This window comes from Caldimonas taiwanensis NBRC 104434, from assembly GCF_001592165.1.
Lineage (GTDB): Bacteria > Pseudomonadota > Gammaproteobacteria > Burkholderiales > Burkholderiaceae_C > Caldimonas > Caldimonas manganoxidans.
In genome coordinates, this window is record NZ_BCWK01000004.1 from 162,874 (window position 1) to 182,210 (window position 19,337).

General features: G+C 66.6%; 18 protein-coding genes. 7 read left to right on the forward strand and 11 right to left on the reverse strand.

What is annotated here, in order from left to right; translation table 11 throughout:
- The first annotated feature begins 6 nt into the window (after positions 1-6).
- Entirely contained in the window at positions 7-981 is a 975-nt protein-coding gene (locus CTA01S_RS05260; RefSeq protein ID WP_019559495.1) for an alpha/beta hydrolase, read from the forward strand.
- Here the strand turns inward: CTA01S_RS05260 and CTA01S_RS05265 are convergent.
- From CTA01S_RS05265 to CTA01S_RS05275, 3 genes are all read right to left on the reverse strand, one after another.
- A complete protein-coding gene (locus tag CTA01S_RS05265; protein WP_062192977.1) occupies positions 914-2,176 on the reverse strand; it encodes a BaiN/RdsA family NAD(P)/FAD-dependent oxidoreductase in 1,263 nt (420 codons plus the stop codon). The two genes, CTA01S_RS05260 and CTA01S_RS05265, sit on opposite strands and share 68 nt — an antisense overlap.
- Complete coding sequence (locus CTA01S_RS05270; RefSeq protein ID WP_062192980.1) at positions 2,176-3,909, reverse strand: thiamine pyrophosphate-binding protein; 1,734 nt, start codon at positions 3,907-3,909, stop codon at positions 2,176-2,178. Before CTA01S_RS05270 ends, CTA01S_RS05265 begins: the two co-directional genes overlap by 1 nt.
- 103 nt (positions 3,910-4,012) lie before the next feature.
- Positions 4,013-5,275: an MFS transporter gene (locus CTA01S_RS05275; protein WP_062192983.1), complete on the reverse strand. Its 1,263-nt coding sequence runs from the start codon at positions 5,273-5,275 to the stop codon at positions 4,013-4,015.
- Positions 5,276-5,340: 65 nt separating this feature from the next.
- Between CTA01S_RS05275 and CTA01S_RS05280 the strand changes: the two genes are divergently transcribed.
- From CTA01S_RS05280 to CTA01S_RS05300, 5 genes are all read left to right on the forward strand, one after another.
- A complete protein-coding gene (locus CTA01S_RS05280; RefSeq protein WP_019559491.1) occupies positions 5,341-6,210 on the forward strand; it encodes an AraC family transcriptional regulator in 870 nt (289 codons plus the stop codon).
- 176 nt (positions 6,211-6,386) lie between these two features.
- Positions 6,387-7,727 carry a roadblock/LC7 domain-containing protein gene (locus tag CTA01S_RS05285; protein ID WP_062192987.1) on the forward strand — a complete coding sequence of 447 codons (1,341 nt, stop codon included), beginning with the start codon at positions 6,387-6,389 and terminating at the stop codon, positions 7,725-7,727.
- A gap of 95 nt (positions 7,728-7,822) precedes the next feature.
- Positions 7,823-8,935: a quinolinate synthase NadA gene (gene nadA / locus CTA01S_RS05290; protein WP_062192989.1), complete on the forward strand. Its 1,113-nt coding sequence runs from the start codon at positions 7,823-7,825 to the stop codon at positions 8,933-8,935.
- A 4-nt stretch (positions 8,936-8,939) separates the two neighbouring features.
- A complete protein-coding gene (gene nadC, locus CTA01S_RS05295) occupies positions 8,940-9,818 on the forward strand; it encodes a carboxylating nicotinate-nucleotide diphosphorylase (protein ID WP_019559487.1) in 879 nt (292 codons plus the stop codon).
- A gap of 96 nt (positions 9,819-9,914) precedes the next feature.
- Complete coding sequence (locus tag CTA01S_RS05300) at positions 9,915-10,202, forward strand: late competence development ComFB family protein (RefSeq protein ID WP_062192991.1); 288 nt, start codon at positions 9,915-9,917, stop codon at positions 10,200-10,202.
- Between the two features lie 7 nt (positions 10,203-10,209).
- On the opposite strand, the gene nadB is transcribed toward CTA01S_RS05300, so the two are convergent.
- Positions 10,210-11,838 carry an L-aspartate oxidase gene (gene nadB, locus CTA01S_RS05305; RefSeq protein ID WP_019559485.1) on the reverse strand — a complete coding sequence of 543 codons (1,629 nt, stop codon included), beginning with the start codon at positions 11,836-11,838 and terminating at the stop codon, positions 10,210-10,212.
- A gap of 219 nt (positions 11,839-12,057) precedes the next feature.
- On the opposite strand from nadB, the gene CTA01S_RS05310 reads away from it, so the two are divergent.
- Positions 12,058-13,347, forward strand: coding sequence for a hypothetical protein (locus CTA01S_RS05310; protein ID WP_019559484.1), 1,290 nt, complete (start codon positions 12,058-12,060; stop codon positions 13,345-13,347).
- Between the two features lie 19 nt (positions 13,348-13,366).
- On the opposite strand, the gene CTA01S_RS05315 is transcribed toward CTA01S_RS05310, so the two are convergent.
- From CTA01S_RS05315 to mobB, 7 genes are all read right to left on the reverse strand, one after another.
- The gene (locus tag CTA01S_RS05315; RefSeq protein ID WP_019559483.1) at positions 13,367-13,693 is read right to left on the reverse strand and encodes a hypothetical protein; all 327 of its coding nucleotides are present in this window, start codon (positions 13,691-13,693) and stop codon (positions 13,367-13,369) included.
- 54 nt (positions 13,694-13,747) lie between these two features.
- Positions 13,748-16,348, reverse strand: coding sequence for an ATP-dependent chaperone ClpB (clpB, locus tag CTA01S_RS05320; protein ID WP_019559482.1), 2,601 nt, complete (start codon positions 16,346-16,348; stop codon positions 13,748-13,750).
- Between the two features lie 119 nt (positions 16,349-16,467).
- Positions 16,468-16,854, reverse strand: a complete 387-nt coding sequence (gene crcB, locus CTA01S_RS05325; protein ID WP_019559481.1) for a fluoride efflux transporter CrcB — start codon at positions 16,852-16,854, stop codon at positions 16,468-16,470.
- Positions 16,854-17,348: a molybdopterin synthase catalytic subunit MoaE gene (moaE, locus tag CTA01S_RS05330; RefSeq protein ID WP_019559480.1), complete on the reverse strand. Its 495-nt coding sequence runs from the start codon at positions 17,346-17,348 to the stop codon at positions 16,854-16,856. Before moaE ends, crcB begins: the two co-directional genes overlap by 1 nt.
- 2 nt (positions 17,349-17,350) lie before the next feature.
- On the reverse strand, positions 17,351-17,602 hold the full coding sequence (gene moaD, locus CTA01S_RS05335) for a molybdopterin converting factor subunit 1 (RefSeq protein ID WP_062193000.1): 252 nt from the start codon (positions 17,600-17,602) through the stop codon (positions 17,351-17,353).
- Positions 17,599-18,831: a molybdopterin molybdotransferase MoeA gene (locus CTA01S_RS05340; protein WP_026329946.1), complete on the reverse strand. Its 1,233-nt coding sequence runs from the start codon at positions 18,829-18,831 to the stop codon at positions 17,599-17,601. Before CTA01S_RS05340 ends, moaD begins: the two co-directional genes overlap by 4 nt.
- Positions 18,743-19,333 (reverse strand): molybdopterin-guanine dinucleotide biosynthesis protein B, encoded by a 591-nt coding sequence (gene mobB / locus CTA01S_RS05345; RefSeq protein WP_019559477.1) that lies wholly within the window; start codon positions 19,331-19,333, stop codon positions 18,743-18,745. The genes CTA01S_RS05340 and mobB overlap by 89 nt, the downstream gene beginning before the upstream one ends.
- Positions 19,334-19,337: the final 4 nt, after the last annotated feature.

The following is a 19,337-nucleotide window of genomic DNA, read 5'->3' on the forward strand; positions in this document are numbered from 1 at the left end:
GCACTCTTGGCCTTGCTGCAGATCGACATGACCACGGACTCGAATCGTCGCCACTTGCTGCGCTGCAGTGTGGGACTGGTCAGCCTGCCCCTGGCGGCTTGCGCTGGCGCGGCTGGCGCAGAGGCATGGCGCCGCCGTCCTCCTGACGGACCGTATCGACTGCAGCCCAACCTGGCGTATGGCCAGCACCCGCGCCAGGTGCTGGATCTGTACCTGCCGCTTGGACCGGCCAGCGGCGCTTTGTTGATGATGGTGCATGGCGGGGGTTGGCGCTACGGCGACAAGGCCATGGGCCCAGTGGTGCAGCACAAGGTCGAACGATGGGTGCCGCAAGGTCATGCCTTCGTGTCCATCAACTATCGCTTGCTGCCCGAGGCCAATCCATGGGAACAAGCCCGTGACGTGGCTCGGGCATTGGCTTTCGTGCAAGCCCATGCCTCGCACTGGGGCCTGGACTTGAACCAGCTGGTCCTCATGGGGCATTCGGCCGGGGCCCACTTGGCCGCGCTGGTGGCCGCCGATCAGCCTCTGGCCCGGGACCACGGCGTGCGCCCCTGGGCGGGCACGGTGTGTCTGGACAGCGGCGCCTTGGACGTGCCGGCGCTCATGCACAACCAGCCCTGGTCCTTGTTTCGTGAAGCCTTCGGCACCGATCCGTCGTTCTGGCAGCAAGTCTCGCCAGTACACCGTCTCACTCAGGCCCCTGCCCCGATGATGCTGGTGTATGCCGCCTCCCGCCAGCGAGCGCGTGACCAAAATCAACGCATGGCCCGCGCCATCGAACGCGTGGGCGGGCGAGCCCAGCTCTACGCAGTGGATCTGTCCCACAGCGAAATCAACCGTGAGTTGGGCCTCCCGGGGCCCTACACCGAGGCCGTGGAAACCTTCTTGGCTTCGATTGGCGTGCGGGGTCTCACGTCACCCCGAGCCAGCGGGCCGCTCCCTCGCCGGCCCAACGACCACTGGCAAAGCAGGCTGTGAGCAGATAGCCGCCCGTAGGAGCCTCCCAGTCGAGCATCTCGCCCGCGCAGAACACCCCGGGCAGCTGCCGCAGCATCAAAAACTCGTCCACAGCCTCGAAGGCCACCCCCCCGGCCGTACTGATGGCCTCGTCCAACGGACGCGGGGACACCAACCGCAAAGGCAAGGCCTTGAGCGTGGCGGCCACCGTCACGGGCTCGTGCTTGGCCAAGGGCCCCAGCACTTCGTGCAGCAAAGCCACTTTCAGACCCTTGAGACCCAAGCGGCTTTGCAGATGGCTGGCCCATGACCGCGAGCCGCGCGGGCGCGACACTTCGGCCAGCACCCGCTCGGCCGGCCAGTCCGGCATCAAATCGAGGTGGATATCCACCGCACCGTGCGCTGCGATGGCCTCGCGCAACAGGCCAGACGCCGCATAGACCAGACTGCCCTCGATGCCGGTGTCGGTCAGCACGAATTCGCCGCGGCGCGCGAAATGCTCGCCGCCAACGCCCTTGGCGCTGAGAACCACGGTTTTGAGCGGCTGGCCGGCATAGCGGCTGCGCAGATGCTCAGACCACCCCAGCTGCGGGTGGACGTGCGGACCGGACCGAGCCACATCGAAGCCACAATTGGCCGGCAGCAAAGGCCTGACGATCACGCCCCGCGCAGTCAGCCAGGGCACCCAGGCGCCATCGGAGCCCAGGCGCGACCAACTGCCCCCACCCAGCGCCAGCACCACGGCGTCGGCTTGCACCACCACACTCCCGGTGGGGGTGTCCATCGCCAAACCTCGCTCGCCGGCCCACCCCGTCCAGCGATGGCGCATGTGCAAGCGCACCCCGGCCTCGCGCAGCCGGTGCAGCCAGGCACGCAACAAAGGCGCGGCCTTCATGTCCTTTGGGAAGACGCGCCCGGAGCTTCCAACGAAAGTCTCGATGCCCAGCCGGGCCGCCCAGGCGCGCAGGTCCTCGGCCCCAAAGGCCGCCAGCCAAGGAGCCACCACCGACCGTTGCGCACCGTAACGCGACAGAAAAGCCGCTGGCGGCTCGGAATGCGTCAGATTGAGTCCCCCCTTGCCGGCCAACAAAAACTTTCGTCCAGCCGAAGGCATGCGCTCGTACACATCCACGGCCACACCGTGACGCGCAAGGGTTTCGGCAGCCATCAAGCCGGCCGGCCCGGCACCGACCACGGCCACACGCCAGGCGGCCATCACGTCCTCGCCGACGACGCTGCGGCCCGCAGCGCACTGAGCGTGGTGCGGCTGGTCAGGACTTCGGCATCCAGCTTCAGATGCAGCAACGTCGGGGTGTGACGCGCCAGCGCCGCCCGAAAGGCCGGTTCGAAATCCTCGGTACGATCGATGCGCGCGGCCTGCGCCCCGTAGGCCTGCGCCAATTGCGTGAAGTCCGGGTTGAACAAGTCGCTGCCCGACACCCGCCCCGGAAACTCGCGCTCCTGGTGCATGCGAATCGTGCCGTAGGTGCCGTTGTCCACCACCAGCACGATGAACGGCCCCGACGAGGCCTTGCGATACCCCATGGCGGTGGCCAGCTCTTGGCCGGTCATCAAGAAGTCGCCATCGCCGGCGATGTTGATCACCGTGCGCCCCGGCTGCAACAAGCTGGCAGCCACGGCCGCCGGCACCCCGTAACCCATGGCGCCGGCTGTGGGTGCCAGCTGAGTGCGCTGGCCAGCGGCCAAGCCGGGGTATTCATAAAAGCGATGCAGCCAACCCGAGTAATTGCCCGCGCCGTTGGTGAGCACGGCGTCGGCACGGCCTTGTTCACGCAGCACACGCTGCATCGTCTTGACCACTTCAGCCAAGTCCAAGGGCCCAGGCGGTGGCGTCGAGACACGGTTGGCTTGGCGGTCGGCCCGCACGCCGGCCACCCAGTCGGTCCACGGGAGCGACGACGGCGCGGCCAGGCTGGCCAAGGCAGGCGCGGCGCAGGCCATCGAGGCCTGAACCAGCACATGGGCGGCATAGACGCGGCCCAGCTCCTCCGCCCCGGCATGGATGTGAATGAGCTGCTGACGCGGACGCGGGGCTTCGATCAAGGTGTAGCCGCTGGTGGTCATCTCGCCCAGCCGCGGGCCCACGGCCAGGATGAGATCGGCCTCGCGGATGCGCTGTGCCAGCCTCGGGTCGATGCCGATGCCCACATCCCCCGCATACAACGGGTGGGCGTTGTCGAAGAGATCCTGAAAACGGAAAGCGCAGCCCACCGGCAACTGCCAGTCTTCGGCAAACCGTTGCAGGGCTTGGCACGCCGCCGGCGTCCAGCCGCCCCCGCCCACGATTGCCAGCGGCCGCCGCGCCGCCAGCAGCATCTCGCGGATGCGGCGCAATGCGCCTGGCGTGGGCCAGGCCTGCGCAGGCTCCACTCGGGGCAGCACCGGCGCATCCGTGCGCTGCATCAGCATGTCCTCCGGCAGCGCCAGCACCACCGGGCCCGGACGTCCTTGCAAGGCCACATGGAAAGCCCGTGCCACATATTCGGGCAGGCGCTCGGGGCGGTCCACTTCGGCCACCCATTTCGCAAACCCCCCGGTGTTGGGGCCGAACATGGCCCGATAGTCCACCTCTTGGAAGGCTTCCCGGTCGCGAAAATCAGTGCCCACCTGACCCACGAAAAGAATCATCGGCGTGGAATCCTGATAGGCCGTGTGCAAGCCAATGCTGGCATTGGTCGCGCCCGGCCCACGCGTGACGAAGCAGATCCCAGGCCGCCCCGTGAGCTTGCCTTGGGCCTCGGCCATGAAGGCCGCACCGCCTTCGTGCCGACAAGCGATGAAGCGAATGCGCTCGCGGTGTTCGTAGAAGCCGTCCAGCACGGCCAGAAAACTCTCGCCAGGCACGCCAAAAGCGGTGTCCACGCCTTGTGCAAGCAAGGCCTCGACCAGCGCGTGGCCTGCCAGGCGGGAAGCCGGGGTCGGAATCATGCAGCACACTCCTCGATGCAAACGGGCCGATTATCCCGGCCCGCCGGTGCGCAACGCGAGCGTGGCGAATCCAGGCCCCTGCCCCTTGCGTCGCGGGTCCACTTCAGGCCGGCGCGCGTCTCGGCGCGGCGCCTGCCGCAGCCACACGCGTGCCCACCCAAGCCGCTGAGCCCACGGCCAAGGCCAAAGCGCCGGCCGCCGCGTAGAAGATGCCCGAGGTGGCCCCCCGGTCCATGAGCAGCCCCAGCAGCGGAGGCGCCACGGCAAAGCCCAGATCCAGCCCGGAATACACCGTGCCATACACCCGTCCTGTGGCCCCGGGCGGCGCCGCCCGTTTGATGAGCATGTCGCGCGACGGGCCCGCGATGCCCGTGCCCAGCCCGGCCAACGCAACCAGCCCCACGGCCACCAGCCCGGGCAAGACACCCAGCCCGGCCCCGGCAAGCAGCAGGCCCGAGCCCACCAGGCACACGCCAATGATGCGTTCAAGCCGCTGCACCTTGGCCACGAGGAAGCCCCCGATCACCATGCCGGCCGCCCCGGCCAGCATGTAGCCGGTCACCACCAGCGAAGTCACCGCCAGCGGCAGGCCATACAGCGACCGCAACGCCGGACTGGCGAAGCTCTGGATCGCACTCAAAGCGCAGGTGGTCCAAAAGAAGAACGAAAAACACAGCCACACCGAGGGCAGCTTCAGGAAGGCCATGGGATGGTCCGAGACGGCGACCGCGGACGCCTGCGCGGCATGCGCCGTGCGCCCCGGGCGATCGTCCAGGGCCTGGCGCTGCCACACCAATGCGGCCAGCACGACAGCCGCCAGGCCGGCCGCCCCGGCGCAAGCCATGCGCCACGAGCCCGTGGCCGTCGTCACGCCGGCCATGAACACCGGTGCGGCCGCCCACCCCAGATTGCCCGTGATGCCATGCACCGAAAAGGCATGCCCGAGCCGCGGGGGCGACACCCGCTTGTTGAGGATGGTGAAGTCCACCGGATGAAATGGCGCGTTGCCGAGCCCGGCCAATGCCGCTGCCAGCACCAGCCCGCCATAGCCCGACGCCCAGGCAGCCGCCAGTCCTGCCAGCGTGAAACACGCCAACGCCACGAACAGCACCGGACGCGCGCCGACGCGGTCGACCAAAAAGCCCGACAAAGCCTGCCCCACGCCCGAAATCACGAAAAACACCGTCACCAGCAGCCCGAGCTCGGAGTAACTCAGCGAGAACTCGCCGATCAGCCAGGGAAACAAGGGCGGCAGCAGCATGTGGAAAAAGTGCGATGTCCCGTGCGCCAAGCCCACCAGGCCGATGGTCTGGGCGTCGGGCCCCCACGGTGCTGCGCGTGAAGCGCTCGGTGTCGTCATGCTCATGGGCCGCATGGTAGGCACGATCACGTCGGCAGGTTTACGATAGGAAGCCAACTTCTGTCGCAAACATGCCAAAGCCTGCTTCGGCCCTCCGTTCACGTGAGCTGTCTTATGTGGGGCCGCTGACGCCTCACCTGTACGCCCCCAGCCGAACGCGGCCCGTGCGCGCCAAACTGCACCATCTGCGCGCAGACACACAGGTCGTGCCACACCGCCATCCCTGGGCCCAGCTCGCGATCTCCACCACCGGCGTCACACGCCTGACCGTGGCCCGTGGCAGCTACATCGTGCCGCCCTCGCGGGCGCTGTGGATCCCCCCCGGGGTCGAGCACGCGGTCACCGTGGTGGAGGATGCAGATCTGCGCACCCTCTACCTGCACCAACCCGAAGGCCAATGTGGCCCAAACGTCCCGCCCCAAGAGCAGGCGCGCTGGCGCACATGCCGGGTGTTGGAAGTGTCGGCCTTGCTGCGCGCCCTCGTGCTGGAAATGGACACCCGCCCCGATGGCCAAGCCGACCTCACCCCGGCCGAGCTGGCTCGGGAACGCCTGCTGGGCGCCTTGGTGCTGGACGAACTGCGCCGCGCTGCCGCGGTGCCGCTGGGCGTGGACCTGCCGCGTGACAAGCGGCTGCGTCAGCTCTGCGAGGCCGTGCTGGCCGACCCGACCCGGCATGCCACCCTGGCGGACTGGGCCCGCGACTGCGGCGCCAGCTTGCGCACCGTGGCGCGGCTGTTCCGCGACGAATTGGGCACCACCTTCACCCGCTGGCGCCAGCAGGTCGTGCTGGCCCATGCGCTCGCTCGCGGAGCCACTCGGCGGCCGGTTGGCCACATCGCAGCCGAGCTGGGCTACAGCCCCAGCGCTTTCAGTGCCATGGTGCGCCGCACCATGGGATGCTCGGCCCGCGAGCTGTTGGCCAGCCCACGGTCGCGCTGAGCACGCCGACCCTCGCTGCCGGGCCTTCGCCTTCGATCCGGCCGAAACGACCTTTCGCCGGGAACGCCCCGGCGCACACTGGCCGCTGCGACGGGCAAGGCCTACACTGAACGGTCATCGACCGGTCTGCTGGCCGATGCGTCGCCCCCGACCCGCCTTGCACCGAGGAGCCTGCCATGCTGACCTCTCTTTTTGGCGACCTCTTGCCCTTGGGCGGCCCAGCCACTCGGGCCTTGCGCCACGCCCAAGCGCAGCAAGACAAAGGTTTTGCGGCCACCGCGATGCTCGAAAACCGCAGCACCGAGGTGACCGACCGTGGCCACATCGTCGACAAGCACATCCGCGACCTGTTCATCGTGGGTTCGCCGGCCGAAGCCATCCGTCAGCACCTGGCGGCATCGAGGGCCGATCTCGACCTGGCCGCACGCCAGATCACCTTGCACGACCCGGCACGCCTATGGGCCGGTGGTGTCATCAAGGCCCTGTCCGACGCTTCGGGGCAGCCCATCGAGCGGCTGCATCTGCGCCACCAAAGCACACTGGCGTCGATCGCGCTGATCGAACGCACCGCACTGCCTCGCCGAGTCGATGACCCGCTCAAGATCTACCACGCCGATGTCCGCGACCCGAGCCCGGACGCTCAGGCCATTCCCATTGCGTTGATGGAGCGCAGCCACCTCAGCGCGATCATCATGGCGCCGATGCCCGAAGCACTCTTCGATGAAATCGTCGCCACCCTCAATGCCGCAGCGCATGGCGAGCATTGGCAGTGCCCCCACTTGCTCTTCTTGTTGGCCGCACCGCTGGCCACACTGACGCCCCGCATCGCGGCAGTGCCCTGGCCCACAGCCCTCAATGTGATGGTGAGCACCGAACCCATGACCAGCGCATCGGCCGTATGGAACTGCGTGCTCAACACCTGGAATCGCGTCAAGCACCTCTCGCCGGCGGTGCAGGCCCGGTTGCGCGAGCCCCCCCTGCCCGGCGGAGAGTTTCCGATGCGCATCGACGATCTGATCTGCGCATCGGCGGCCGAAGCCTCCGAGCCCGCGCAGGCAGCCGGCCCCAGCGGCAGCCTCACCCCCTTGCCCGAAGTCCATGAGATCGGCCCGGCGCAATTCGTGGACGATGCGCTGCGCCCACGCCTGGACCAAGCCCGCGTGCTGCGCGTGCTCGAGCAGCTCATGCGCATCGAAGGCGTGCTGGGCGGCTGCATCGTCGACACCTCCACCGGCCTGGTGCTGGGCCAGCAACTTGCCGACGACGTCGAGGACCTTCCGCTGGAGCTGACCGCTGCCACCGCCACCGAAGTGCTCAAGGCGCAGCGCCGCGCCGCGCGCGACCTCGGCAGTCAGCGCGTCGACGAAATCATCATCACCCTCGATCGGCACCAACACATCCTGCGCAGCGTCCACCAACATGCCGACCTGTTCCTGCTGGTCGTTCTCGACCGACGACGCACCAACCTCGCGCTGGCACGCTTTCAAGTGATGGACGCCGAGCACTTGCTGGCCTGAACCCCACCCGGCGCCGCAGGCAGGGTGGCTCGGCTACCATGCGGTGTTGAGTCCTTCTATTCGATGAGGGCCGCCCCCACACGGCCCCTGACGCCATGGAATCCGTGATTTACGACTACACGCGCCAAGATGCCCGAGGCGCCAGCTGTACCGCTCATGCCTGGGCCAAAGTGCCCGAACCCTTGCCGCCTGCGGCCAAAGCGGCCACCCGAGAGCGCATTCGCCAACTGCTGGCCGAGCGCGATGCCGTGCTCGTCGCCCACTACTATGTCGACGGCGACATCCAAGACTTGGCCTTGGAGACCGGCGGCTGCGTGGCCGACTCTCTGGAAATGGCCCGTTTCGGACGCGACCATGCCGCGCGCACCCTGATCGTGGCCGGCGTGCGCTTCATGGGCGAAACGGCCAAAATCCTCAGCCCGGACAAAACCGTGCTGATGCCCGACCTGGAAGCGACCTGTTCGCTCGACCTGGGTTGCCCGCCCGACGAATTCGCCGCCTTCTGCGACGCCCACCCCGACCGCCAGGTCGTCGTCTATGCCAACACCAGCGCGGCCGTGAAAGCCCGCGCCGACTGGATGGTGACCAGCTCCTGCGCGCTGGCCATCGTGCGGCATTTGCAAGAGCAAGGCCACAAAATCTTATGGGCCCCCGACCGCCACTTGGGCCGCTACATCCAAGAGCAAACCGGGGCCGACATGCTGATGTGGAACGGTGCGTGCATCGTGCACGATGAGTTCAAGGGGCTCGAATTGGAACTGCTGCGCCAGCAGCATCCCGATGCCTTGGTGCTCGTCCACCCCGAATCGCCGCGCAGCGTGGTCGAACAAGCCGACGTGGTCGGATCGACCAGCCAGCTCCTGAAAGCCGTCGTCGAGGGCCAGGCCAGCACCTACATCGTGGCCACCGACAACGGCATCCTGCACCGCATGCGCCAGATGGCCCCCGGCAAGACACTCATCGAAGCGCCCACCGCCGGCCACGGCGCCACCTGCAAGAGCTGCGCGCACTGCCCGTGGATGGCGATGAACGCCCTGCAGGGCGTGCTAGCCTGTTTGGAACACGGCAAGGGCGAAATCACCGTGCCCGAACCCGTGCGCAGCCAGGCGCTGGGCTGCATCGAGCGCATGCTCGACTTCGTCGCGCGCCACCCGACGGCCATTGCCCAGCCCCAGCACGGTTTCGTGCGTCATCTCGGAGCGGCCTGACCCCATGTTCGACCACGACGAAACCCTGGCCGAAGCCCGTGCACGCAATGTGCGCGACGCCTTGTTCGAAGACCTTGGCCGCCGCGACTGGACGGCCGAGCTGGTGCCTGCCGACCAACGTGTGCGCGCCCGAGTGCTGCTACGCGAGCCGGCCGTGCTGTGCGGTCGCGAGTGGTTCGATGCCTGCATGCACACGGTCGATGCGGCCACGCAAGTTCACTGGCGAGCGGCCGAGGGCTCCGAACTGCCCGCCGACACCGTGGTGTGCGAGATTGAGGCGCACGCGCGTGCGCTGCTCACCGCCGAGCGACCGGCGTTGAACTTCCTGCAACTGCTGTCGGGCACGGCCACCGTCACCCGGCAGTATGTGCGAGCCATCGAAGGCGCCAGCCCCAATCCAAGGGGGTGCGCCATCCTCGACACCCGCAAGACCTTGCCAGGCTTGCGGCTGGCCCAGAAGTACGCCGTGCGCGTGGGCGGCGGCCAGAACCAACGCCTGGCCCTGTACGACGGCATCCTCATCAAAGAAAACCACATCGCCGCTGCCGGCGGAGTCAGCGCCGCGCTTCGCAACGCCCGGGCGCTGGTTCAGCAAGCCCAGGCCGACATCGGCATCCAGATCGAAGTCGAAACCTTGGCGCAGCTCGAAGAAGCCCTGCAAGCCGGGGCCACCAGCGTGCTGCTGGACAATTTCGATCTGGAGCGCATGCGCCAAGCCGTCGCCTTGAATGCGGGGCGGGCCGTCTTGGAAGTCTCCGGCGGAGTCAGTCTGGACCAAGTGCGCGCCATCGCCGCCACGGGCGTGGACCGCATCTCCATCGGCCGCCTGACCAAAGACGTCAAGGCCGTGGACTTTTCGATGCGGGTGGTCCAGCGGCTGTGAGCCCGGCCCAACAGTTGGCCACCGAAGCCGGGGCTATTCCGGGATTCGCACCAGGGTCGGCTCCCCGATACTGCCCCATCCATTCCGGAGCATCGCATGAGCCCCGCCGATTTCACCAACGTCCACAACTACTTCGAACGCCCCGTCTTCGAGGCCGTATTGCAAGCGGCCACGCGCTACCCCCAGGTGCATGGCGACATGCTGGCCGACGTGGCCTGCGTGGCACTGAACCGGCTGCCGCCACGCTACATCCGCCACACGGTCGATCTGGCCTTTTACATGACCGAGAAAGAACGCGCCGACAACGAGCGCGCCTTGACCGAGGCCGTCGCCTACGCGTTCGAGTTCGTGCAGGCCCGCACCGCCATGCGCGCGCGCAGCTGAGGGCTCCTCACAGCCCGCACCCCGGAGGCGAGTCCGCCCAGCGTCGGCCCGCCGGGCGCGTCAGAATCGTTGGGAAACTCACCGGCAGCGTGCGTGGAAAGTCACGGCTGAAGTGCAGCCCTCGGCTTTCATGCCGCATCAGGGCTGAGCGCACGATGAGCTCAGCGCATTCGACGAGATTGCGCAACTCCAACAAGTCACGCGTGACGCGGAAGTTGGAGTAGTAATCGTCGATCTCGCTGCGCAACAACTGGATGCGGTGCAGGGCCCGCTCCAGTCGACGCGTCGTGCGCACGATGCCCACATAGTTCCACATCAGCAGGCGCAGCTCGTCCCAGTTGTGAGCGATCACCACCTGCTCGTCCGCGTCTTCGACCTGGCTTTCGTCCCAGGGCGGCAACGCGGCCACTTCCATGCGCGCATGGGCCTGGATGTGTTGCGCCGTCGTGCGTCCCAGCACCACACATTCCAGCAGCGAGTTGCTGGCCAAGCGGTTGGCCCCATGCAAGCCGGTATAGGTCGACTCCCCCACGGCATACAAGCCCGGCAGATCGGTGCGCCCGTTCAAGTCGGTCACGATTCCACCGCAGGTGTAGTGCGCGGCGGGCACCACCGGAATCGGCTGTCGCGTGATGTCGATGCCCAGCGACAGGCAGCGCGCGTAAATGGTCGGGAAGTGCTCCTTCAGAAAGCCGGCGTCCAAATGCGTGGCATCGAGCCACACATGGTCCAAGCCGTGCTTTTTCATTTCGAAGTCGATCGCACGCGCCACGATGTCTCGCGGGGCCAGCTCCGCGCGTGCGTCATGGGCCGGCATGAAGCGCGTGCCATCTGGCAATTTCAGATGGGCGCCTTCACCACGCAAGGCCTCGGTGATCAAAAAGCTGCGCTCCTGAGGGTGGTACAGGCACGTCGGGTGGAATTGAATGAACTCCATGTTGCCCACCCGGCAACCGGCGCGCCAGGCCATCGCAATGCCATCGCCCGTGGCCGTGTCGGGGTTGCTGGTGTAGCGATAGACCTTGCCCACACCACCGGTGGCCAGCACCACGGCCGCCGCCGGCAACGTGTCAACCCGGCCGCGCTCGATGTCCAGGGCATACACCCCATAGCAGCGAGGCGGCTCATCACGCTTGAGATGGCGCGAAGTGATCAGATCCACGGCCATCCAGCGTTCGCGCAATTCGATGGAAGGATGTCGGCGCACCTGCTCCAGCAGCGCCTCGTGGATGGCCTTGCCCGTGGCATCGGCCGCGTGGGCGATGCGGCGCACCGCATGACCGCCCTCGCGCGTCAGATGCAACCCCAGCGGGCCCTGCGGATCGGGCGAGAACGGCACCCCCTGGGCCACCAGCCACTCGATGGCCTCCGCACTGCGCTCGGCAATGAAGCGCGCCGCCGCCTCGTCCACCAGCCCGGCACCGGCATCTTGGGTATCGCGCACATGGCTCTCGATACTGTCATCGTGCCCCAGCACCCCGACGATGCCGCCTTGGGCCCAGGCGGTTGCCGCCTCATGCACGCCGCGCTTGGCCAACACCACCACCGGCCGCTGGGCTGCCAAGTGCAAGGCCACCGTCAGTCCGGCCAATCCAGCTCCCACGATCACCACGGGATCGTTGCGTGTCGATTCCATGCCATGTCCGAATTCATGCGAGCCGCCCGCGCTGCGCTGGGGGCCTCCTGTATGCTGCAAGGCATTCTATCGGCGAGACACGTCGATGCGAGCCCCTCATCGCCAGTGTGAAGAAGGTCTCACTCCATCGACCGCCTCCCCCGAACGGGTGTATCGGGCCCATGAAACGCATCGCTACACTGCCTTCACGCTCCGACCACGCTTCCCACACGAGGCACCATGTCCTACGTCCAGCGCATGGATGACGATACCCGCCCCCCGAACCGCCCCATCGAATGGGCGCCGACCATGCCTGACACCATGGCCACGCAAATCATGGCGCGCGACAGTGACGACCCCCGGGTCGCCGGCTCTCAGGACATCGGCCGGCTGACCGGCCCCAACACCCGCGAGCTGTTCGTCACTTGCGATGCGGCCGAAGCGCTGCGCTTGCAATTCGAACATTTGCAAAGCCAACATGTCGCGCTGCACGACATCGGAGGCAATGTCTCGCGCCAACTGCTGCGCCAACTCGCTGTGCAAGGCGGCAGTGCCGTGCAAAAGCTCATCATCCGTCAACAAGGCTACGGCACCCTGTTGGCCAGCATCGAGTACGCCACCTATGCCTCGCCTGAAGGCCAGCGCATCCACATCTATTCCACCGATGTGCAAAGCACCCCGGCAGGCCAACAAGCCGTCGCCAAAGTCTTGATGGAAAACGCCCAGGTCAGCGTCGTGCTGCTGGGTGAGATGGCCGGCCAAGGCTCGGCCAACGCCCTGCGGCAATGGATGCAATGGGTGCACGTACCGGCTTGGGTTTGCCCCAGTCTGTTGATCATGCCACTGGGCCCCGCGGCCGCACAGGCGGCCGCCGCGCAGTCTGCGCAAGTGGTGCAGCGTCATGGCATGCTCGTGCGCGCCGCCCCCCAGCCCTCGCGCCCGGCCGATGCCTGGTCCTTCATCCTGGGCTTCTGGCAAAAGAATGCCGCCCGAGGTCGCTTGGCCGGCGCGCCGCCAGCCAACCTGGGCCCATCCCCGCCCCAGCTCACCCCCCTGACGCTGCAGTTCGATGCACCGCCGGTCGACCGCGCCGCTCCCCCGTCGCACACACCACCTGCGCCACCGGCCCAAACCACCCCGACCGCGGCGGCCCAAGTCTCCATCGAAGCCTATGTCGGCCTGGTCGCCCAGATGACCGGTCTGCTGTCATGCTGTGTCTTCGACGTGCACCTGGGCGCCCCCTTGGGTTATGCAGGCCGGGGTCCCTCCCCCCTGGACATGGCCCGCCAAGGGGCGGCGATCTTGAAGGCACAGCAGATGGCCCGGCTGGCCCTGAATCTGGGCGAACCGATCCACGAGATCCTGACCTCCTCAGACCGCCACCACCAAGTCGTGCGACCGCTGCCAGGACTGCCCGATGTGGCCTTGCACTGCTTGCTGGACCGACACAAAACCAATCAGTCCTTGGTGCGCTTCCAACTGCAGCGGCTCGACGCTTGGCTCAAGCAGCAGTCTGCGGGGGCGCGCTGAGCGTCATTGCCAGGCAGCGTCAATGCGATGAGCCTGCATCGCCCGAACGGGAGGGGACTTCGCGCGCCTGCACATCGATCACCTCGTTCGAGACAGAAGAACGTCCACGCCCCATCGCTCCGGCACGGGCTCGCAGATCGCGCCAACGACAAGCCCGGAAGCGGCCCAGCTCAGCCAGATTCGGCCGCCGCCCCCGCAACAACGCCCACACGCTGAGCACCACTGCGACAAACAGGCCCGCGACCACCAAGCTGGCCAGGAACACGAGGCTGCAGACCACAACCAAGAGCCGCAGCAGCAATGCGGCCACGGAAGCCGCCAAAGTGCGTAAAAAATCCATCGTCATGAGAGTCCGGCTCGGCCCGCAGGTTCCGCCAGCGGTGCTGCGGGCCGATCGGACTCAGTGCACGGTGCGGCCGAACACGAACTCGCCGTTTTCCACGCCCACCGGAATCACATCCTTGGGCCCAAAGCGGCCTTCGAGGATGAGGCGAGCGACCGGATTCTCGATGCGATGCTGGATGGCCCGCTTGAGGGGCCGGGCACCGAACACCGGGTCGAAGCCCACCTTGGCCAATTCCGCCAAGGCTTCGGGCGACACCTCCAGCCGCATGTCCATCTTCTCCAGGCGCTGCTCCAACTGCTTGAGCTGAATCTTCGCGATCGCCTCGATGTGCTTCTGGTCCAGGGCGTGGAACACCACCGTCTCGTCGATGCGGTTGAGGAACTCGGGCCGGAAATGCTGTTTGACCTCCGCCCACACCGCCTGGCGAATCAATTCGGGGTCCTGCCCAGCCATCTGCATGATCTGATGCGAGCCCAAGTTGCTGGTCATCACGATCACCGTGTTCTTGAAGTCCACGGTACGACCCTGGCCATCGGTCAGACGGCCATCGTCGAGCACCTGCAACAACACGTTGAACACATCCGGATGGGCTTTTTCCACCTCGTCCAGCAGCAGCACGCTGTAGGGCTTGCGGCGCACGGCTTCGGTCAGGTAGCCCCCTTCGTCATAGCCCACATAGCCCGGCGGCGCGCCAATCAAGCGGCTGACCGAGTGCTTTTCCATGAATTCGCTCATGTCGATGCGAATCATGTGATCATCGCTGTCGAACAAAAAGCCCGCCAAGGCTTTGCACAACTCGGTCTTGCCCACCCCCGTGGGGCCGAGGAACAGGAAGCTGCCCAGCGGCCGGTTCGGGTCCGACAACCCCGCACGCGAGCGACGAATCGCATTGGCCACGGCGGTGATGGCCTCGTCCTGCCCCACCACCCGCTCATGCAGGCGCGCCTCCATCTGCAAGAGCTTCTCACGCTCACCCTGCATGAGCTTGCTTACCGGAATGCCCGTGGCACGCGAGACGACTTCGGCAATTTCTTCGGCTCCCACTTGGGTGCGCAACAAGCGTGGCCGACCACCGTCCTTCGCCCCTTTGGTCTTATCGCTTTCCTTGGCCTGAGCTTCCTTCAGCCGCTTTTCGAGCTCCGGCAGACGGCCGTATTGCAATTCGGCCACTTTGTTGAAGTCACCCTTGCGAGTGAACTCCTCGATCTGGAAGCGAATTTTGTCGATCTCCTCCTTGATCTGCGCCGAGCCCAAGGCGCTGGCCTTCTCCGCCTTCCAGATCTCCTCCAAATCGGCGTATTCGCGCTCCAGGCGCGCAATTTCCTCCTCGATCAGCGCCAAGCGCTTCTTGGAGGCCTCGTCCGTTTCCTTGCGCACCGCCTCGCGCTCGATCTTGAGTTGAATCAAACGCCGATCCAGGCGGTCCATTGCCTCGGGCTTGGAGTCGATTTCGATCTTGATCTTGGCCGCAGCCTCATCGATGAGGTCGATGGCTTTGTCCGGCAAGAAACGATCAGTGATATAGCGATGCGAGAGCTCGGCCGCCGCCACGATGGCCGGGTCGGTGATCTCCACACCGTGATGGACCTCGTATTTCTCCTGCAAGCCGCGCAGAATTGCAATGGTTTGCTCCACGCTGGGCTCGTCCACGAGGATTTTTTGGAAACGACGCTCCAGTGCCGCATCCTTCTCGATGTACTTGCGGTACTCATCCAGCGTGGTGGCGCCAATGCAGTGCAGCTCGCCACGGGCCAACGCCGGCTTGAGCATGTTGCCCGCATCGATGGCGCCTTCGGCCTTGCCCGCGCCGACCATCGTGTGGATTTCATCGATGAACAGGATGATGCGCCCCTCGTCGGCGGCCACCTCCTTGAGCACGGCCTTGAGCCGCTCCTCGAACTCGCCACGGTACTTGGCCCCGGCCAGCAGGCCCGCCATGTCGAGCACCAACACCCGCTTGTCCTTCAGGGTGTCGGGCACCTCGCCGGCCACGATACGCTGCGCCAGACCCTCGACGATGGCCGTCTTACCCACGCCGGGCTCACCGATGAGCACCGGATTGTTCTTCGAGCGGCGCTGCAGCACCTGAATGGCCCGTCGGATTTCATCGTCGCGGCCGATCACCGGATCGAGCTTGCCTTGACGGGCGCGCTCGGTCAGATCGAGCGTGTACTTCTTCAGCGCCTCGCGCTGCCCTTCGGCATCGGCGCTGTCCACCGCTTGCCCGCCGCGCACCGCTTCGATGGCCGCTTCCAGCGATTTGCGGCTCAAGCCATGGTCTCTGGCGATTTGGCCGATGTCGGCCTTGCTGTCGCTCAGCGCCAGCAGGAACATCTCGCTGGCCACGAACTGGTCGCCCCGTTTGAGCGCTTCTTTTTCAGCCGCCTGCAACAACGTGACCGTGTCGCGACCGACCTGCACCTGCTCGGCGCCTTGCACCTGCGGCAGACGCTTGATCGCCGCATCCACCGCCTTGTGCAAGCCGGCCGTGTTCACGCCGGCGCGGGCCAACAAAGCCTTGGGGCCATCGTCTTGCTGCAGCATCGCTAGCAGCACATGGGCCGGTTCGATATATGGGTTGTCGTGAGCCAAGGCCAGGCTTTGGGCGTCGCCCAAGGCCTCTTGGAACTTCGTGGTGAGCTTGTCCAGTCGCATGAGAAACCTCCAACTGCTCCCGCAGGTGGGGCAGGAGCGCCCACTTTCAAGTGGGCCCGGCGCCAAACGCGCCCCCCGAAGCACCAGGTTTGCGCTGGATCAAGCCCCGACGCTTGGCCTCACCCGATTCCGCCGCGCATCAACCGCCAACCCAGGGCGCAGGCCGCCAACGCCCCCAGGACATGACCCAGCCCATGCACAGCCCACAGCAGCCACTGCTCCTTTTGCAGCAGGTGCAGCGACTCCAGCGAAAACGCAGAAAACGTGGTGAACCCCCCGAGAAAACCCGTCACCAACAGCAGGCGCAAACCTTCGTCGGGATGGCGTGCCAGCCAGGCCATGGCCAGTCCCATGCCCAATCCTCCCAGCCAATTGACCAGCAGCGTCCCCAATGGAAAGCCCTTCCACGCCGGGTTGAGCCATGTACTGAGCGCCCAGCGAGCCAGGCCGCCAAGACCGGCACCCACCCCCACGGCCAGCGCCGCGGTCGGATGCAGCGCTCCCATCAGCGCCCCCCCGTTTGGCCAGCGTTGTGGGCCTCGATGCCCCAGCGCCGCAGCGCCTCGTCATCGCTGAGCCGGGCATCGACCCAGCGGGCACCGGCCGGGGTGGTTTCCTTCTTCCAAAACGGTGCCTGGGTCTTGAGGTAGTCCATCAAAAACTCGCAAGCGCGAAACGCTTCGGCCCGATGGGCCGACGTCACGCCCACATAGACGATTTGGTCCTGCGGCTGCAACAAACCGACCCGGTGGATCACCCGCGCGGCGCGGATCTCGAAGCGGCGCTGCGCCTCGTCGATCATGGCCTCGATAGCCTTTTCGGTCATCCCAGGGTAATGCTCCAGCTCCATGCAACGGACGCCTTGGCCGTCGTTGTGGTCTCGCACCGTGCCCACGAAAACCGCCACCGCCCCCACCGCGGGGTCACCGGCCCGCAAGGCCGCCACCTCAGCCCCCAGGTCGAAGTCCTCGGTCTGAATGCGCACACGCGGACCGCCCATGTTCAACCTCCGGTCACCGGGGGGAAGAAGGCCACCTCCACCCCATCCCGCAGGCGGGCCGATTCATCGCACAACGCCTGGTCCAGTGCCGCGCGCAAGACGCGCCCGGAAGCCAGCACCTCGGCATGGGCCGACGAGCGCGACTGCAGCAACACCCGCAGGCTTCCCACGGTACTGCCTTCGGGCACTTCGATGCTTTCTTGCGGGCCCAGGGCCTCACGGACCGAGGCAAAGTACTTCACCGTGATTCTCATTGCATCCACTCGGCAAACGACAGGAAACGCACCCGGTCCCCTGGAGCGATCGCTTGCCCCGGCGGCACATCGACGACGCCCTCGGCCCACACGGCCGAGGTCAGCACGCCGGAGCTCTGGTTCGGAAACAAGGCCAGGCGCCCGTCCTCTTGGCGACGCACCCGCAAAAACTCACGCCGCCGATCAGGACGCGGCCACTCGAACGCGGCCTCCAACCACACGCCGCGCGGCGCCGTGGGATCGGCCCCTTGCAAGGCCAGCAAGAAGGGACGCACCAGCAACAAAAAGGTGATGAAACTCGACACCGGGTTGCCGGGCAAACCAATGAAGGCCGCATCGCCGCCATCATCGCGTCGGACATGGCCAAAGGCCAAGGGCTTGCCGGGCTTGATCGCGATCTGCCACAGGTCCAAACGTCCCTCGGCCTGCACCGCCGGGCGGATGTGGTCCTCCTCGCCCACGGACACTCCCCCCGAGCTGAGGATCAGATCGTGATCACGGGCCGCCTCGCGCAAAGCCGCACGTGTGGCCTCCAGGCTGTCCGGCACGATGCCCAGGTCGGTACACTCACAGCCGAACTGAGCCAGCAGCCCGCGCAGCGTATCGCGATTGGCGTTGTAGATGGCCCCCGGGCGCAGCGGCTGGCCCGGCATGACGAGCTCATTGCCCGTGGACAGCAAAGCCACTCGCACGCGGCGCACCACCGGCAAGCTCGCTGCACCGGCGGTGGCGGCCAAGCCCAAGGCCTGAGGGCTCAGGCGAAGGCCACGGCCCAACACCACCGAGCCCTCCCGCAAGTCCTCGCCGCGCTGGCGCACCCACTGCCCCGGAGTCGGCACTGCGAGAATCCGCACCGCGCCGTCCAGCGGTTCGCACTGCTCTTGCATCACGACGGCATCGGCGCCCTCCGGCAGCGGCGCCCCGGTGAAAATGCGCGCGGCCGTGCCGGGCTGCAGCACCGCAGCCACTTGTCCAGCCGCCACACGCTGACTCACCGGCAGGACCGCACCGGCCACGGACACATCGGCCGCACGCACGGCGTAACCATCCATTGCACTGTTGGCCTGGGGGGGAACGTCCAGCGGCGAGATCAAATCACGCGCCAGCACCCGGCCCAAGGACTGGGCGGTGGGCAGCTCTTCAATCCCGGAAATCGGCGTAGCCGCTGCCAGCAGCTTGGCCAGCGCCTCCTCCAGGCTGAGCATCGGAGAACGGGGAGCGGTACTCATAGCGATCCTGATTGTGCAACAGGTGCTCCACCACGCTGGACGCATCGTTCAAGTCCAGCACCGGGCGCAAGGTGGCGTAAGGCAACTGCTGCGGGCTGTCCGTGGCGATGGCCGTCACGAAAGGATCCTCGATGTACTGCGCTGGCCGCCCGAGTGCGGCACGCCACACCTCGATCTTGAACAGGTCAGCATGCTTGAAGCCTTCCACCAGCACCCAGTCGCAGTCGTAGAGTTCGGCGATGAGCTGGTGCACGGTGGGTTCGCAGGGCACCTCGAATTCCCGAATCTTGGCCAAACGCCGATCAGAGGCCACCACCACCTCGAAGGCACCGGCTTGCCGGTGGCGCCAAGAGTCCTTGCCGGGATGGTCCACATCGAAGGTGTGATGGGCGTGCTTGACCACCGACACCCGCTGGCCTGCCAGCTTCAAGCCGGCGATCACCTGCTCGACCAGCGTGGTCTTGCCCGACCCGGAGTACCCGCAAAAACCCACCACCTTCATGCTC

Coding starts and splice junctions, on each gene's coding strand:
- moaE (WP_019559480.1), bottom strand. CDS start 17,348: ATGGGCGGTCCGCGTGTGCGCATTCAGACCGAGGACTTCGACCTGGGG.
- CTA01S_RS05300 (WP_062192991.1), top strand. CDS start 9,915: ATGAGCCCCGCCGATTTCACCAACGTCCACAACTACTTCGAACGCCCC.
- CTA01S_RS05265 (WP_062192977.1), bottom strand. CDS start 2,176: ATGGCCGCCTGGCGTGTGGCCGTGGTCGGTGCCGGGCCGGCCGGCTTG.
- CTA01S_RS05310 (WP_019559484.1), top strand. CDS start 12,058: ATGTCCTACGTCCAGCGCATGGATGACGATACCCGCCCCCCGAACCGC.
- clpB (WP_019559482.1), bottom strand. CDS start 16,348: ATGCGACTGGACAAGCTCACCACGAAGTTCCAAGAGGCCTTGGGCGAC.
- CTA01S_RS05280 (WP_019559491.1), top strand. CDS start 5,341: ATGCCAAAGCCTGCTTCGGCCCTCCGTTCACGTGAGCTGTCTTATGTG.
- CTA01S_RS05285 (WP_062192987.1), top strand. CDS start 6,387: ATGCTGACCTCTCTTTTTGGCGACCTCTTGCCCTTGGGCGGCCCAGCC.
- mobB (WP_019559477.1), bottom strand. CDS start 19,333: ATGAAGGTGGTGGGTTTTTGCGGGTACTCCGGGTCGGGCAAGACCACG.
- crcB (WP_019559481.1), bottom strand. CDS start 16,854: ATGGGAGCGCTGCATCCGACCGCGGCGCTGGCCGTGGGGGTGGGTGCC.
- CTA01S_RS05275 (WP_062192983.1), bottom strand. CDS start 5,275: ATGAGCATGACGACACCGAGCGCTTCACGCGCAGCACCGTGGGGGCCC.
- moaD (WP_062193000.1), bottom strand. CDS start 17,602: ATGAGAATCACGGTGAAGTACTTTGCCTCGGTCCGTGAGGCCCTGGGC.
- nadC (WP_019559487.1), top strand. CDS start 8,940: ATGTTCGACCACGACGAAACCCTGGCCGAAGCCCGTGCACGCAATGTG.
- CTA01S_RS05340 (WP_026329946.1), bottom strand. CDS start 18,831: ATGAGTACCGCTCCCCGTTCTCCGATGCTCAGCCTGGAGGAGGCGCTG.
- CTA01S_RS05315 (WP_019559483.1), bottom strand. CDS start 13,693: ATGACGATGGATTTTTTACGCACTTTGGCGGCTTCCGTGGCCGCATTG.
- CTA01S_RS05270 (WP_062192980.1), bottom strand. CDS start 3,909: ATGATTCCGACCCCGGCTTCCCGCCTGGCAGGCCACGCGCTGGTCGAG.
- nadA (WP_062192989.1), top strand. CDS start 7,823: ATGGAATCCGTGATTTACGACTACACGCGCCAAGATGCCCGAGGCGCC.
- nadB (WP_019559485.1), bottom strand. CDS start 11,838: ATGGAATCGACACGCAACGATCCCGTGGTGATCGTGGGAGCTGGATTG.